The 15,003-nt window shown below is 71.2% G+C and carries 17 protein-coding genes; 8 read left to right on the top strand and 9 right to left on the bottom strand.

Going from position 1 to position 15,003, the window contains the following annotated elements; all coding sequences use genetic code 11:
* Positions 1-108: 108 nt before the first annotated feature.
* The gene (locus NK718_RS08755) at positions 109-1,212 is read left to right on the top strand and encodes a site-2 protease family protein (RefSeq protein ID WP_254740710.1); all 1,104 of its coding nucleotides are present in this window, start codon (positions 109-111) and stop codon (positions 1,210-1,212) included.
* Positions 1,213-1,231: 19 nt separating this feature from the next.
* On the opposite strand, the gene fabI is transcribed toward NK718_RS08755, so the two are convergent.
* From fabI to fabA, 3 genes are all read right to left on the bottom strand, one after another.
* Positions 1,232-2,080: an enoyl-ACP reductase FabI gene (gene fabI, locus NK718_RS08750; RefSeq protein ID WP_254740709.1), complete on the bottom strand. Its 849-nt coding sequence runs from the start codon at positions 2,078-2,080 to the stop codon at positions 1,232-1,234.
* A gap of 102 nt (positions 2,081-2,182) precedes the next feature.
* Positions 2,183-3,406, bottom strand: coding sequence for a beta-ketoacyl-ACP synthase I (gene fabB, locus NK718_RS08745; RefSeq protein WP_254740708.1), 1,224 nt, complete (start codon positions 3,404-3,406; stop codon positions 2,183-2,185).
* 79 nt (positions 3,407-3,485) lie between these two features.
* On the bottom strand, positions 3,486-3,998 hold the full coding sequence (gene fabA / locus NK718_RS08740) for a 3-hydroxyacyl-[acyl-carrier-protein] dehydratase FabA (RefSeq protein ID WP_254740707.1): 513 nt from the start codon (positions 3,996-3,998) through the stop codon (positions 3,486-3,488).
* Positions 3,999-4,278: 280 nt separating this feature from the next.
* Here fabA and irrA point away from each other — a divergent pair, with 280 nt between their 5' ends.
* Complete coding sequence (irrA, locus tag NK718_RS08735) at positions 4,279-4,737, top strand: iron response transcriptional regulator IrrA (protein WP_254741065.1); 459 nt, start codon at positions 4,279-4,281, stop codon at positions 4,735-4,737.
* A 15-nt stretch (positions 4,738-4,752) separates the two neighbouring features.
* On the opposite strand, the gene NK718_RS08730 is transcribed toward irrA, so the two are convergent.
* The gene (locus NK718_RS08730) at positions 4,753-5,292 is read right to left on the bottom strand and encodes an SH3 domain-containing protein (RefSeq protein WP_254740706.1); all 540 of its coding nucleotides are present in this window, start codon (positions 5,290-5,292) and stop codon (positions 4,753-4,755) included.
* Between the two features lie 193 nt (positions 5,293-5,485).
* Between NK718_RS08730 and NK718_RS08725 the strand changes: the two genes are divergently transcribed.
* Positions 5,486-6,481 (top strand): 2-hydroxyacid dehydrogenase, encoded by a 996-nt coding sequence (locus NK718_RS08725; protein ID WP_254740704.1) that lies wholly within the window; start codon positions 5,486-5,488, stop codon positions 6,479-6,481.
* Positions 6,481-6,873 carry a VOC family protein gene (locus tag NK718_RS08720; protein WP_254740701.1) on the top strand — a complete coding sequence of 131 codons (393 nt, stop codon included), beginning with the start codon at positions 6,481-6,483 and terminating at the stop codon, positions 6,871-6,873. Before NK718_RS08725 ends, NK718_RS08720 begins: the two co-directional genes overlap by 1 nt.
* Positions 6,874-6,909: 36 nt before the next feature.
* Here NK718_RS08720 and cysK read toward each other — a convergent pair whose 3' ends face one another.
* The 5 genes from cysK to NK718_RS08695 all read right to left on the bottom strand — a co-directional run bounded on the left by cysK (position 6,910) and on the right by NK718_RS08695 (position 11,326).
* The gene (gene cysK, locus NK718_RS08715) at positions 6,910-7,890 is read right to left on the bottom strand and encodes a cysteine synthase A (protein WP_254740697.1); all 981 of its coding nucleotides are present in this window, start codon (positions 7,888-7,890) and stop codon (positions 6,910-6,912) included.
* A 96-nt stretch (positions 7,891-7,986) separates the two neighbouring features.
* Positions 7,987-8,436, bottom strand: coding sequence for an RrF2 family transcriptional regulator (locus NK718_RS08710; RefSeq protein WP_254740693.1), 450 nt, complete (start codon positions 8,434-8,436; stop codon positions 7,987-7,989).
* 27 nt (positions 8,437-8,463) lie between these two features.
* Positions 8,464-8,916, bottom strand: coding sequence for a dUTP diphosphatase (gene dut, locus NK718_RS08705; RefSeq protein ID WP_254740689.1), 453 nt, complete (start codon positions 8,914-8,916; stop codon positions 8,464-8,466).
* Positions 8,907-10,130, bottom strand: a complete 1,224-nt coding sequence (gene coaBC / locus NK718_RS08700; protein WP_254740685.1) for a bifunctional phosphopantothenoylcysteine decarboxylase/phosphopantothenate--cysteine ligase CoaBC — start codon at positions 10,128-10,130, stop codon at positions 8,907-8,909. The genes dut and coaBC overlap by 10 nt, the downstream gene beginning before the upstream one ends.
* Before the next feature lie 107 nt (positions 10,131-10,237).
* Positions 10,238-11,326, bottom strand: a complete 1,089-nt coding sequence (locus NK718_RS08695; RefSeq protein WP_254740682.1) for a DUF2336 domain-containing protein — start codon at positions 11,324-11,326, stop codon at positions 10,238-10,240.
* 289 nt (positions 11,327-11,615) lie between these two features.
* Here NK718_RS08695 and rimP point away from each other — a divergent pair, with 289 nt between their 5' ends.
* From rimP to NK718_RS08675, 4 genes are all read left to right on the top strand, one after another.
* Positions 11,616-12,341, top strand: a complete 726-nt coding sequence (rimP, locus tag NK718_RS08690) for a ribosome maturation factor RimP (protein ID WP_254740680.1) — start codon at positions 11,616-11,618, stop codon at positions 12,339-12,341.
* Positions 12,342-12,346: 5 nt separating this feature from the next.
* Positions 12,347-13,936, top strand: coding sequence for a transcription termination factor NusA (gene nusA, locus NK718_RS08685; protein WP_254740678.1), 1,590 nt, complete (start codon positions 12,347-12,349; stop codon positions 13,934-13,936).
* A gap of 31 nt (positions 13,937-13,967) precedes the next feature.
* Complete coding sequence (locus tag NK718_RS08680) at positions 13,968-14,681, top strand: RNA-binding protein (RefSeq protein ID WP_254740676.1); 714 nt, start codon at positions 13,968-13,970, stop codon at positions 14,679-14,681.
* 7 nt (positions 14,682-14,688) lie between these two features.
* A partial coding sequence (locus NK718_RS08675; protein ID WP_254740674.1) for a translation initiation factor IF-2 associated domain-containing protein occupies positions 14,689-15,003 on the top strand: 315 nt, incomplete at its 3' end.

Here is a 15,003-nt window from a genome sequence, read left to right as displayed (position 1 = left end):
CTGAAAAAACGGAGCGCTCCGTGTGACTTGCCGGGCCTTTCGAGTCCAGTCACGTTTTGTAAGCGCGGCCGCGACGGCGTGTCGCGGCCCCGCAGGGAGAAACCGGGAATGCCGTGGTCGTTCACAGTCGGGACCATCGCCGGGACCGCGGTGCGGATCCACATGACGTTCCTGCTCTTCCTGGTGTGGATCGGCGTCGCGCAGGCGATCGCCGGTGGTCCCGCCGCCGCGTGGGGCGCGGTCGCCTTCATCTCGCTGCTGTTCTTCTGCGTCGTGCTGCACGAGTTCGGCCATATCCTGGCGGCGCGCCGTTACGGCATCCGCACGCCCGAGGTGACGCTCTACCCCATCGGCGGCGTGGCGAGCCTCGAGCGCCTGCCCGAGAAGCCGGCGCAGGAGCTCGTCGTCGCGCTCGCCGGCCCGGCGGTGAATCTCGTCATCGCGGCGGTGCTGATCGTCGTGCTGGGCGCGACGCTGGACCAGGCCGACCTCGCGCGGCTGGAGGAGCCAGGCGGCAATCTGCTGGCGCGGCTGGCCGGGGCCAATTTGTTCCTGGCGGCCTTCAACCTCATCCCGGCCTTTCCGATGGACGGCGGGCGCGTGCTGCGCGCCGTGCTCGCCATGCGCATGGGGCCGGCGCGCGCGACGCACCTGGCGGCGCGCATCGGGCAGGTCTTCGCCGTGTTCCTCGCCTTCGTGGGCTTTCTCGGAAACCCGATCCTCGTGTTCATCGGCATCTTCGTCTACATGGCGGCGGGCTCGGAGGACGAGAGCGTCTCCTTCCGCGAGGCGACCCGCGACGCCACGGCGGCCGACGCCATGGTCACCAGCTTCGCCTCGCTGCCGGTCGGCGCGACGGTGCGCGACGCGGTCGACGCCCTGCTCAGCACCAGCCAGGAGGAGTTTCCGGTCGTCGACGGCTGGGGCCGGCCGGTGGGCCTGCTGACGCGCGGCCTCGTCATCGCCGCGCTGGGCCAGACCGGCGAGGCGACGCCGGTCGCGGACGTCATGGCGGACCCAGGCGAATCGGCCCGCCTGGGGGACAATCTCCACGACGCGCTCGAAAAGCTGCGGCGCAGCGGCCGGCCGGCGATCGGCGTGGTCGACGCCGACGGACGCGTCGCCGGCATGCTGTCGAACGCCAACGTCATGGAGATGATGATGGTGCGCGCGGCGCGGCCCGACTACCGGTTCCGCCGCCGCCCGGCGTGACGGCCAGGGCGGCCGGGGCTCACTCGGCCGCCTCGCCCGCCGCGGCGCGCTCCGCCTCGGTCTCGGCGGCGTCGACCGTCTTCAGCGCGTCCGGGCTCGGCATCGAGATGATGTTGTAGCCGGAATCGACGTAGTGGATCTCGCCCGTCACGCCGCTGGAGAGGTCCGACAGCAGGTACAGCCCGGAGCCGCCGATCTCCTCGATCGACACCGTGCGGCGCAGCGGCGCGTGGCGCTTCTGGTAGTTGAACATCAGCCGCGCGTCGGCGATGCCCGCTCCGGCCAGCGTGCGCACCGGGCCCGCCGAGATGGCGTTGACGCGGATGTTCTGGGGGCCGTAGTCGGCCGCCAGATAGCGCATCGAGGCTTCCAGCGCCGCCTTGGCCACGCCCATCACGTTGTAGTTGGGCATCACGCGGGTCGAGCCGCCATAGGTCAGCGTCACCATGGAGCCGCCCTCGGTCATCAGCGCGGCGGCGCGCTTGGCTACCTCGGTGAACGAGAAGCACGAGATCAGCATGGTCCGGGAGAAATTCTCCCGGGTCGTGTCCGCGTAGCGCCCCTTCAGCTCGTTCTTGTCGGAGAAGGCGATGGCGTGGACGAGGAAGTCCAGCCGGCCCCAGCTCGTCCGGATGGCCTCGAACGCCGCATCGACCGAGGCGAGGTCCTCGACGTCGCAAGGCAGCAGGAACGACGAGCCGACGCTGGCGGCCAGCGGCTCGACGCGCTTGCGCAGCGAGTCGCCCTGGTAGGTAAACGCCAGCTCGGCGCCGTGCGCGGCCAGCGTCTGGGCGATGCCCCAGGCGATCGAATGATCGTTGGCGACGCCCATCACGAGCCCGCGCTTGCCTTGCATGAGGGAGGTCATCCCGTGTGCTCCTCGATGCCGCGCTCCCGCCTCGGGGCAGGTCGGCGGGCTCTATCTGTCGTAAAACGGCGCGGCCGCGGGCCGATGCCGGGTGGCGTCGGCTCAGGCGTCCAGCCGCTTCATCACCAGCGTCGCGTTGGTGCCGCCGAAGCCGAAGCTGTTGGACAGAACCGCGCCGATGCGGGCGTCGTCGATGCGCCGGCGCACGATCGGCATGTCGGCGAAGGCCGGGTCCAGCTCCTCGATGTTGGCGCTCTCGCAGATGAAGCCGTTGTTCATCATCAGCAGCGAGTAGATCGCCTCCTGCACGCCGGTAGCGCCCAGCGAGTGGCCGGTCAGCGACTTGGTCGCCGAGATCGGCGGGCACTTGTCGCCGGCGCCGAACACCTCGCGGATCGCCTCGATCTCCTTCTGGTCGCCGACCGGGGTCGAGGTGGCGTGCGGGTTGATGTAGTCGATCGGCGTGTTGACGCCTTCCAGCGCCTGGCGCATGCAGCGGATCGCGCCCTCGCCGGAGGGGGCGACCATGTCGTAGCCGTCCGAGGTCGCGCCGTAGCCGACGATTTCGCCGTAGATGCGCGCGCCGCGCGCCTTGGCGCGATCCAGCTCCTCGAGCACCAGCACGCCGGCGCCGCCGGCGATGACGAAGCCGTCGCGGTTCTTGTCATAGGCGCGCGAGGCGGTGGCCGGGGTCTCGTTGTAGCGCGTCGACATCGCGCCCATGGCGTCGAACAGCACGGACAGCGTCCAGTCCAGTTCCTCGCAGCCGCCGGCGAACATCACGTCCTGCTTGCCGTAGCGGATCATCTCGTAGGCGTTGCCGACGCAATGGTTGGACGTCGCGCAGGCCGACGAGATCGAATAGTTGACGCCGCGGATCTTGAACCACGTGGCCAGCGTGGCCGAGGCGGTGGAGGACATCGCCTTCGGCACGGCGAACGGGCCGACGCGCTTCGGGCCCTTCTCGCGGGCGATGTCGGCCGACTCGACGATGGTGCGCGCCGAGGGGCCGCCCGAGCCCATGATGATGCCGGTGCGGTCGTTCGAGACGTCGCGCTCCTCCAGCCCCGCGTCGCGGATCGCCTGGTCCATGGCGACGTGGTTCCACGCCGTGCCGGTGGCGTGGAAGCGCATGGCGCGGCGGTCGACCAGCTCGGCCGGATCGAGCGTCGGCGCGCCGTGCACCTGGCAGCGGAACCCGAGCTCGGCGTATTTGTCGGCGCGCACGATGCCGGAGCGCGCCTCGCGCAGCGAAGCGAGCACTTCCTGCGTGTTGTTTCCGATCGATGAGACGATGCCCATGCCGGTGACGACGACGCGCCTCATGGTTTCGCTCTCCTTCCGCTGCTGACCGGCGCGGCGCGCCGGCTCGAATGCCTCTTGGGTGTGCGCGCGCTGCGGGGGCTCAGGCGGCTTCCGCTTTGAACAGGCCGACGCGAAGATCCTTCGCCTCGTAGATGCGCCGCCCGTCGGCCTCCAGCCAGCCGTCGGCGATGCCGAGGATCAGCTTGGACTTGAAGACGCGCTTGAGGTCGACCCCGTACACCACCTTGGAAACGCTCGGCAGCACCTGGTCGGCGAACTTGACCTCGCCGACGCCGAGCGCCCGTCCGCGGCCCTGCAGGCCGAGCCAGCCGAGGTAGAAGCCTGTGAGCTGCCACAGCGCGTCCAGCCCCAGGCAGCCTGGCATCACCGGGTCGCCCTTGAAGTGGCAGGGGAAGAACCAGAGATCGGGGCGCACGTCGAGCTCGGCGCGGATGACGCCCTTGCCGTTGGCCCCGCCCGTCTCGCTGATTTCGACGATGCGGTCGAACATCAGCATCGGAGGCAGGGGAAGCTGCGGGTTGCCAGCGCCGAACATCTCGCCGCGACCGCAGGCGAGAAGGTCCTCGTAATCATAGCTCGACCGCTGCTGCATGACCCCGCGGGGCTCCGTTCCTTCGTGCTTCGTCCAAGTGGGACGGCCTGACCCCCGAAAGGGTTCCGCCGCCCGATCCGCGGCGCGTTCCTAACACAGCGCGCCACGCACCGGAAGCGGGGGCAGCCGCGACGGCCCCGGGCGGTGCCGGGCCGGTCGGGATTTCCACCGGGTTGCCCGCGCCGGCCGGCCCCACTATGTTACGGGCGCTCGTTTTTAAAGTCGGATCCCGCAGGTTCAACGCTCGATGTCCCTTCCGCCCGCCAAGCCCGCCCAGGGGATGCCCGGCCGCGTGTCCCGCTCCGGCGGGTGGCCTGACCAGAGCGGCTGCCCGTTCCATGACCTGCGCCGCCGCCTGCGTCAGGTCGGCCTGCGGCCGACCCGCCAGCGCGTCGGGCTCGGCTGGCTGCTGTTCGCCAAGGGCGACCGGCACGTCACGGCGGAGCTGCTGCACGAGGAGGCGTCTCGCGCCCGCGTGCCGGTGTCGCTGGCGACGATCTACAACACGCTCCACCAGTTCACCCAGGCGGGCCTGCTGCGCGAGGTCGCGGTGGACGGCGCCAAGACCTATTTCGACACCAACACGTCCAACCACCACCATTTCTTCGTGGAGGGGGAGAACGTGCTGCAGGACATCGACGGCCAGCACGTCGAGGTCAGCTCGCTGCCGGAGCCGCCGCCCGGCATGGAGATCAGCCGCGTCGACGTGATCGTGCGGCTGCGCCGCAAGTCGGGCTGACCGTCCGAGCCGGCCTCAGTCGACCTTCTCGTTGGGGTAGACGCCCCACAGCTTGTCCTGCTGCATCCAGCCGTCGAAGCCCGCTCCGAACAGGCGGCACCACGTGCCCGAGCACGTCTTGACGTTGCCGAGCACGCCCGGCTGCAGCTGCGCGACGACGTCGGCCTTGGCGTCCGGCTTGGCGTAGAGCGGCAGCGGGCCCTGCTTCCACCACGGCGCGACCAGCGCGGTGCGCCGGCCCGAGAGCAGGCTGTGCAGCACCCAGCCTTCCGCCCCTTCCGAATCGCGAATGCGCCGCCACGTCTCCGATTCGGCGGTGATCTCGACCGGCAGGCCGGCCCGCTGAAACACCCAGCTCGTCCGGTGGTCCTTCGAGGGCCCCTCGCGAAGATTGACGCGGTCCGATTTCAGGCTGACGAAGCGTGGCACCGGCAGGCCCGAGGCGCTGCCCGACTGGACGGCGTCCGCCGCACCGGCCGCCCGCGACGGCCCGGCCCCGGCGGCGAACCCCGCGACGACGAGGGCGGCCAGGAAGCGGGCAGGCGCTGAGGTCATGTCGTCGGCTCCAGGGCTCGTCCGAAGGTAGGGTCGGCGGACGTTGTGTTTCCGGCACCGCCTCGCTACAGAATCTCAGCGGAACGCAGCGGGCCTCCGGTCCTCCGTTCTGGAGTCGTTGGGGTTAACGACCGGTGAAGGCGGGCGGCGATCCGCCGCCGCGCGCCGGACAGGGAGAGAGGTCGTCGCCTTCATGTCGAACAAGAAACCGCTCGTCGTCGTCACGAGACGCCTCCCCGAGGTGGTCGAGACCCGGATGCGCGAGCTCTTCGACGCCCGCCTCAACCACGACGACCACCCGATGTCGCAGGCCGAGCTGGTCGAGGCCGTGAAGACGGCCGACGTGCTGGTGCCCACCGTGACCGACAAGATCGATCCGTCCGTGCTGGCGCAGGCCGGCGAGCGGCTGCGCCTGATCGCGAATTTCGGCAACGGCGTCGACAATATCGACGTGCAGACCGCGCTGTCGCGCGGCATCACCGTCACCAACACGCCGGGGGTCCTCACCGAGGACACGGCCGACATGACGATGGCGCTGATCCTCGCCGTGGGCCGGCGCATCGCCGAGGGCGCGCGCGTCATCCTCGACGAGACGTGGAACGGCTGGTCGCCGACCTGGATGCTGGGCCACCGCATCACCGGCAAGCGGCTCGGCATCGTCGGCATGGGCCGCATCGGCCAGGCGCTGGCGCGCCGCGCCAAGGCGTTCGGGCTGCAGGTGCACTACCACAACCGCCGCCGGGTCGCCGCGCCCATCGAGGAGGCGCTTGAGGCGACGTACTGGGAATCGCTCGACCAGATGCTGGCGCGCATGGACATCGTGTCCGTCAACTGCCCGCACACGCCGGCGACCTATCACCTGCTCTCCGCCCGCCGCCTCAAGCTGCTCAAGCCGGATGCGATCGTCGTCAACACGGCGCGCGGCGAGATCATCGACGAGACGGCGCTGACGCGCATGCTCGAGGCCGGCGAGATCGCCGGCGCGGGCCTCGACGTGTTCGAGCACGAGCCCGCCATCTCGCCGCGCATGCTCAAGCTGGCGCGCCAGCACCGCGTCGTCGTGCTGCCGCACATGGGCTCGGCCACCATCGAGGGCCGCGTCGACATGGGCGAGAAGGTCATCGTCAACATCAAGACCTTCATGGACGGCCACCGTCCGCCGGACCGCGTGCTGCCCTCCATGCTGTGATGCTGGACCACGTCTCCATCGCCGTCGACGACATGGCGGCCGCCCGCCGCTTCTACGACGCGACGATGGCGGCGCTCGGCATCGCCAAGGTCGGCGAGAGCAAAGACTGGCTGGGCTACGGCGAGCGCTGCGACGCGCGGCGGCCCGCGCTCACCTATCTGTCGGTGCGGCTGGCGGCCGCGGGCGCGACGCCCGAACCGGCGCGGCACTGGGCCTTCAAGGCGGCGGACCGCGCCGCCGTCGACGCCTTCTGGCGGGCCGGGCTGGCGGCCGGCGGAACCGACGACGGCGCGCCCGGCCCGCGGCCGCATTATCACGCCGACTACTACGCCGCCTTCCTGCTCGACCCGGCCGGCAACCGGGTCGAGGCGGTGTGCCACCGGGCGGGCTGACTTAAGCGGTCCGATTCGGCCCGGCCGGCGCGGCGGTCACAGCCCCTCGAACAGGGCCGTCGAAAGGTAGCGCTCGGCGAAGGACGGGATAATCACCACGATGGTCTTGCCGCGCGCCTCGGGCCGCGCGCCGATCTCCAGCGCAGCCGCCACCGCCGCGCCCGACGAGATGCCGACCGGGATGCCCTCCAGCCGCGCCAGCGCGCGGGCCGTGTCGAAGGCGGTCTGGTTGCCGACCGTGATGACCTCGTCGATCACCTTGCGGTCGAGCACGTCCGGCACGAAGCCCGCGCCGATGCCCTGGATCTTGTGCGGGCCGGGCGCGCCACCCGACAGCACCGGCGAATCCTCCGGCTCCACGGCGACGACCTTGAGCCCCGGCCGGCGCGGCTTCAGCACCTGGCCGACGCCCGTGATGGTGCCGCCGGTGCCGACGCCGGAGACGAAATAGTCGACCTCGCCGTGCGTGTCGTTCCAGATCTCCTCGGCCGTCGTGCGGCGGTGGATGTCCGGGTTGGCCGGGTTGCGGAACTGCTGCGGGATCACCGAGCCGGGGATCGAGGCCTTCAGCTCCTCGGCGCGGGCGATGGCGCCCTTCATGCCGAGGGGGGCGGGCGTCAGCTCGAGCTGCGCGCCGAGCAGGGCCAGCATCTTGCGGCGCTCGATCGACATCGACTCCGGCATAACCAGGATCAGCCGATAGCCGCGCGCCGCCGCCACGAAGGCGAGCGCGATGCCGGTGTTGCCCGAGGTCGGCTCGATCAGCGTGCCGCCCGGCGCGATCGCCCCGGCCGCCTCCATGGCGTCGACCATGTTGACGCCGATGCGGTCCTTGACGCTGGCGATGGGGTTGAAGAACTCGAGCTTGGCGAGGATCGTCGCGTTTGCGCCGCGCTCCCTGGCGATGCGGTCGATGCGCACCAGGGGCGTGTCGCCGATCGTCTCGGTGATCGAATTGTAGACGCGGCCCCGGCCGGGGTTGTGGGCGGGCTCGCGGCCCGAGGGCGAAGCAGACATGGCAGGACTCCCGATCTCTCGACGATGCGTCGTCGTTTCGCGGGGGACGCTAGATCATTTCACATCCGATGTCGAGCAATTGCCTATTTGCACGAACTAAATTGTGAAATCGGCCACGGCCGGCACGGTGAACACGGACTGCGTCTCGGCGCGCCGGCACAGATCGTCGACCGTCACGGCGTCGAGCTCGCGCAGGAAGGCCGCGCCGGCATGCGCCACCATCGGTCCCACCACGCTGTCGACCAGCGCCGATTCCGGGATCGGCGGCATCGAGTCCTCGCCGGTCGAGCTCATCGCGGCGCGCACGATATCGCCGGCGGTGATGCGCCGGCGCTCGCGGGCGATTTCGTAGCCGCCGCGCGGGCCGCGCACGCCCTTCAGGATTCCGGCGCGAACCAGCGCCTGAAGCATGGTCTCGAGGTGCCGGGGCGGCAGGTTGTGGCGGGAAGCGAGGTTCTTCGCCGCCACCGGCGCGGGACGCGCGTGGAGTGCGATGTCCACCACCGCGGCGATGGCCAGCAGGCTGCGCCTCGACAACAGGATCATGGACCGTCCTTCCTCCGCCGCGTCGGCTCACACTCCGGTCGAGCCGTAGCCACCCGCGCCGCGCCGCGACTCCGCCAGCGCGCCGCGCTCCTCCAACGTCACCCGCGTCACCGGCGCCACAACCATCTGCGCGATGCGCATGCCCCGGACGATCTCGAACGGGACGGGCCCCCAGTTCACCAACAGCACGCTCACCTCGCCGCGATAGTCCGCGTCGATGGTGCCCGGCGCGTTGAGCACGGTGACGCCGTGCCTCAGCGCCAGGCCGGAGCGTGGGCGCACCTGCGCCTCGTAGCCTTCCGGCAGCTGGAGCTTGAGGCCGGTGGGCACCAAACTCCATTTACCGGTTTCCAGCGTGATTTTGTCATTTTTACCGATGGCCGCGATGAGGTCCAGCCCCGCGGCCCCTTCGGTCTCGTATTTTGGCAGCTCCAGCCCGTCCGCGTGCGGCAGGCGCAGGACGCCGACGGTCACACCCATTGCCGGTCCTTCAGCGCGTCGGCGATGCGTTCGGCCAAGGCGCGCGCCACCGCGTCCTTGTCCATGGTCGGCCAGGACTCGACGCCCTCGCCGGTGACGAGGTGGACGGTGTTGCGGTCGCCGCCCATCACGCCGGTCGCGGCGCTGACGTCGTTGGCGACGATCCAGTCGCAGCCCTTGCGCGCCAGCTTGGCGCGCGCGTGCTCCAGCACCTTCGTCGTCTCCGCCGCGAAGCCGACCACGAGGGCTGGCCGCCCCTCGGCCCGGCGCGCCACGGTGGCGAGGATGTCGGGATTCTCGACGAGCCGCAGCGCCGGCGGGCCGCCGCCTGCCTCCTTCTTCATCTTCTCCGCGCCCGCGCCGTCGGTGCGCCAGTCGGCCACGGCGGCGCAGAACACGGCGGCGTCGCTGGGCATGGCGGCCTCGACGGCGGCCAGCATCTCGCGCGCGGTCTCGACATGGACCGTGCGCACCCCGGCCGGGTCGGGCAGCGCGACGGGGCCGGAGACCAGCGTCACCTCCGCCCCGAGCGCCGCCAGCGCACGGGCGATGGCGTGGCCCTGCTTGCCGGATGAGCGGTTGGCGATGTAGCGCACCGGGTCGATGGGCTCGTGCGTGGGGCCGGAGGTGACGACCACGCGCCGTCCCGCCAGCCTCGGCTCGCCGCGCCGGGTCAGCAGCGCCTCGACGGCGTCGGCGATGGCCTCGGGCTCGGCCATGCGGCCCGGCCCGTACTCGCCGCACGCCATCTCGCCCTCGTCGGGTCCGACGAAGGCGACGCCGTCGGCGGCGAGCCTCGCCACGTTGCGGCGCGTGGCGGGGTGGTCCCACATGCGCACGTTCATGGCGGGGGCGACGAGCACCCTCTTGTCGGTGGCGAGCAGCGTCGTCGAGGCGAGGTCGTTGGCGAGCCCGCCGTCCATCTTGGCCATCAGGTCCGCCGTGGCGGGGGCGACGACGAGCAGGTCGGCGTCGCGCGACAGCTCGATATGGCCCATCTCCGCCTCGTCGGTCAGCGAGAACAGGTCTGTATAGACCTTGTCGCCAGACAGGCTGGCGGCGGCGAGCGGCGTCACGAACTGTTGCGCGGCGGCGGTGAGCACGCAGCGCACGGCGAGGCCGCGCTTGCGCAGGGCGCGGATCAGCTCCAGCGCCTTGTAGGCGGCGACGCCGCCGCCGACGATGAGAAGAATGCGGTGTTGACCCGTCGACATGCCGGCCGGTTCCTCGAACCCCACGGGGATCGCCACGGTGGAGGGCGTGGGCGCGACCGCTGTCCTAGCATTCCGCGCGCCGCGCCGACACCCCCCGGCATCCTGGATCAGGTGGGGCCGATGCGCCCGCGCGCCACCACGAAGCGCATGGCGCGCTGCGCCGTCGGCACGGTCAGCGCCTCGAAATTGGCGAAGGCCTCGCGCAGCAGCGCGCCGGGCGGGGCCGTGCCGATGCGCGCCTCCAGCATCAGCTTGAAGGTCGGCCAGCCGAAGCGCAGCCCGCGCGCCAGGAACAGCAGCGGGTCGTAGTGCGGGGCGGCCCATGCCTGGCTGATCGTCTCGGCCGGCAGGCTCGCGAGGTAGGCGATCCCGGCCAGCGCCTCGGCGAGCCGGCGCTCCTTCAGCATCTGCGCGACCTCGCGCTCGCCGAAGCGCGAGGCCGCGGCGAAGACGCCCGGCAGGGCGGCCTCGATGTCGGAAGGCAGCACGAAGCAGATGCTGTCGCGCGCGGCGGACTCGGCCCCCGCCGCGACGGCGGCCTCCAGCAAGTCCGCCTCGGCCACGCCGCGCCCGCCCATGTCGCGGCGGACGCGCTCGGCGGCCAGCGTCACCAGCGCCTTCATGGAGTGTTGCGGCAGGTCGGTGCGACGGCCGAGCAGCTCCTCCAGCGCGGGATCCTCGATGGCCCTGCGCACCAGCGTGCCGAAGCCCTGGTCGGAGAAGCGCGCCGCATCGTTGGCCGCCACCTTGCGCACCACCGCGCCGTCGCCACGCGTCACCAGCACGTCGGTGACGGCGGGGGTCAGGTCGGCGCGCCCGGAGATGGCGAGCAGGTGAAGCTGCCCGCCCGCGCCGGCGATCTCGACCAGCTCGGCCTCGCCAAGCCGGGGCGAGCGCTCCAGCACCGGCCGGGCGACCTCGATGGCGGAGTCGCGGGCCAGCTCGCCGATGACGCGGCGGGGCGCGTTCGGCACCTCGGCGAGGCGCGCCGACAGCTCCACACGGGCGCGGAACTCGATCTCGCTGGCGAGGCGCGCGATCACCTGGTCGAACACGGCGACGTGGTCCTCGCCGAGCTGCGGGGCCTGCTCGATGAACAATGTGGTCAGCTGGCGCAGCGTGTCCGCCCGCTTCGCGCCGCCCCCCGAGGCGATGGCGGTCTCAACGTCCCGCGCAAGGGATTGAAAGGCCTGCATGCAATGAACTCCGTAATACGCGCGCAGGCTGCATCAACTTTGTCACCAAACCTTTCATTGAATTGCGTGGAATCGCTCGTATCGCCCCCGCCGCGCGGTTTCGGGCCCACCGACTCCGCTTGCAATGGCGGGCGGCTGGCCGTATAAGGCCGCCATTCCAATTATCTCAGAGCGGTGCTGTATCGCATTGGGAGAGTGGGGCCCGCCGGGACCCGCTCTTTTTTGCTTCATACGCCCGCCCGGAGCGCAACTCGGGCCGCAGCCGGTGTCGGAACTCGACGAACCCAGAATGATCTCGGACAGCGGCGTCGCCGCCCGCGTCGGCGCCATCGTCGAACCGGTGCTGCGCGACCTCGGCTACCGGCTGGTGCGCGTGCGCGTGACGGCGCAGAACGGCTGCACCGTGCAGATCATGGCCGAGCGTCCGGACGGCTCGATGACGGTGGAGGACTGCGAGGCGGTGAGCCGCGCCGTCTCCCCGGCGCTCGACGTCGACGACCCGGTCGACCGCGCCTATCACCTCGAGATCTCGTCGCCGGGCATCGACCGGCCGCTGGTGCGCGCCTCGGACTTCCCGCGCTGGGCCGGCCACGAGGCCAAGGTCGAGATGGCGGTTCCAGCTTATGGCCGCAAGCGCTTCCGCGGCGTCATCCTCGGCGTCGAGGGCGAAGCGGTGCGCCTCGAGCGCGGCGACGCGCGGCCGGACGAGGAGCGCGTCGTGGCGCTGCCGCTGCGCGACATCGGCGAGGCCCGCCTCGTGCTCACCGACGAGCTGATCCGCGAGTCCCTGCGCCGCGGCAAGGCCGCCCTGCGCGGCGAGGCCGCGGACGAGGAGGCGGACGGGCTCTCCGCCGCCGAAGACATCAACCCCGACGACAACGCCCCCGACGCCGGTCCGGCCGAGGGGCCGCGCCGCCAGCCCGGCGGGGTCGAGCGCAAGTCCAGATCCAGATCCTCGCTGTTCACGTCGCCGAAGACGAAGAACAGGCCGCGGAACAAGCCAGCGAAGGAGTGACCCCCATGGCCGTGAGCGCCAACAGGCTCGAGCTCTTGCAGATCGCCGACGCGGTCGCGCGGGAGAAGGTGATCGATCGCCAGATCGTGCTGGCCGCGATGGAGGACGCCATCGCCAAGGCCGCGCGCTCGCGCTACGGCACCGAGACCGAGGTGCACGCGGAGATCAATCCGCGCACCGGCGAGCTGCGCCTGTCGCGCTACCTGCACGTGGTCGAGCAGGTCGAGAACCCCGCCATCGAGATCGCGCTTGTCGACGCGCAGCGCTTCAACCCGGCCGCCCAGGTCGGCGACACCATCGCCGACACGCTGCCGCCCTTCGACTTCGGCCGCATCGCCGCCCAGTCGGCCAAGCAGGTCATCGTGCAGAAGGTGCGCGAGGCCGAGCGCGACCGGCAGTACGAGGAGTTCAAGGACCGCATCGGCGAGATCGTCAACGGCGTCGTCAAGCGCGCCGAGTACGGCAACGTCATCGTCGACCTCGGCCGCGGCGAGGGCATCGTGCGCCGCGACGAGCTGATCCCGCGCGAGGCGTTCCGCCCCGGCGACCGCATCCGCGCCTATGTCTACGACGTGCGGCGCGAGCAGCGCGGCCCGCAGATCTTCCTGTCGCGCACGCACCCGCAGTTCATGGCCAAGCTGTTCGCCCAGGAAGTGCCGGAGATCTACGACGGCATCATCGAGGTGAAGGCGGTGGCCCGCGACCCCGGCTCGCGCGCCAAGATCGCGGTGATCTCGCGCGACAGCTCGATCGACCCGGTCGGCGCCTGCGTCGGCATGCGCGGCTCGCGCGTGCAGGCCGTGGTCGGCGAGCTGCAGGGCGAGAAGATCGACATCATCCCGTGGTCGCCGGACGTCGCGACCTTCATCGTCAACGCGCTGCAGCCGGCCGAAGTCGCCAAGGTCGTGCTCGACGAGGACGCGGAGCGGATCGAGGTCGTGGTGCCGGACGACCAGCTGTCGCTGGCCATCGGCCGCCGCGGCCAGAACGTCCGCCTCGCCTCGCAGCTCACCGGCTGGGACATCGACATCCTGACCGAGGCCGAGGAGTCGGAGCGCCGCCAGAAGGAGTTCCTGAGCCGCACCACCACCTTCATGGAGGCGCTCGACGTCGACGAGGTGGTCGGCCAGCTGCTCGCCTCCGAAGGCTTCCGCACCGTGGAGGAGCTGGCCTATGTCGACCTCTCCGAGCTGACCTCGATCGAGGGCTTCGACGAGGAGACGGCGGCCGAGATCCAGAACCGCGCCACCGCCTATCTCGACCGCATCGAGGCCGAGAACGACGCCCGCCGGCGCGAGCTGGGCGTCGAGGACGAGCTCAAGGAGATCGAGGGCGTCACCTCCGCCATGCTGGTGAAGTTCGGCGAGAACGAGGTGAAGACGGTCGAGGACCTCGCCGGCTGCGCCACCGACGACCTGGTCGGCTGGAGCGAGCGCAAGGGCGGCGAGACGGTCCGCAACGCCGGCATCCTCGACGGCATCGAGCTGTCGCGCGAGGAGGCCGAGGCGATGGTGATGGACGCCCGCGTCAAGGCGGGCTGGATCGAGGCGCCGGCGGAGCCGGCCGAGGCGGAAGGCGAGGAGGCCGGGGTCTGAGCCCCGTCCGACGCGAGCGGGTGGCGAGGACGTGGGCAAGCGCGAGCAGGATGGCGAACAGGGTCCGGAACGGCTGTGCCTGGCGACGCGCCAGTCGCGGCCCGTCGAGGAGCTGATCCGCTTCGTCGTCGGCCCGGACGACACGCTCGTGCCCGACCTGCGGCGCAAGCTGCCGGGCCGGGGCGTCTGGGTCACCGCCACGCGCGAGGCCGTGCGGGAGGCGGTGCGCCGCAAGGCGTTCGCGCGCGGGCTGCGGGCGGGCGTCAAGGTGTCGCCGACGCTGGCCGACGACATCGAGGAGCTGCTGCGCCGCTGGGCGCGCGACTCCTTCAGCCTCGCCAACAAAGCGGGGCAGGTGGTCTCGGGCTTCTCGAAGGTCGAGGCCGCCATCGGCGGGCGCGATCCCGTGGCCGGGGTGGTTCACGCCTCCGACGCGGCGGCGGACGGGGTGCGAAAGCTGGCCCAGGCGCTGCGCCGGCGATTTGGCGACAAGGCGGAATCGGTGGCGGTCACGACCGCTCTCGATTCCTCGGATTTGGGTTTGGCATTGGGGCGGCCACATGTGATACATGCAGCGCTTCTCAACGGGCCTGCAAGCCGTGCGACCATCGCACGCTTTCGCGCGTTGGAACGCTTCCGCGAAGAAGGGCCGCGACAGGCGGCCGGCGCGGGCGCCGCATCGACCGACACTGTTACGACCGATATGACGACCGATACGACGACGACCCGGGAAGGCGCAGGATAAGACCGGAATGAGTGATACGAAGAACAGCGGCGACAAGACTCTCAGCGTCAGCGGAAAGACGCTGAGCCTGAAGCGTCCCGTGGAGCAGGGCGTCGTTCGCCAGAGCTTCTCGCACGGGCGCTCCAAGGCGGTCGTCGTCGAGAAGGTGAAGCGGCGCGTCATCGGCCCGGGCGACAAGTCCGAGGCCGCGCACGCCGCCGCGCCAAAGCCCGCGCCCGCGCCGGCGGCGGCCCCCGCCGCCCGCCCGGCCGCGCCTGCTCCCGCGCCCGCCGCCGCCCCGGCACCGACCCCGGCTCCCGTCGCCGCGGCTCCGGCCGCCGCC

The sequence above is a fragment of the Alsobacter ponti genome, assembly GCF_024294805.1.
GTDB lineage: Bacteria > Pseudomonadota > Alphaproteobacteria > Rhizobiales > Beijerinckiaceae > Alsobacter > Alsobacter ponti.
This window is presented reverse-complemented; position numbering and strand designations above follow the sequence as displayed.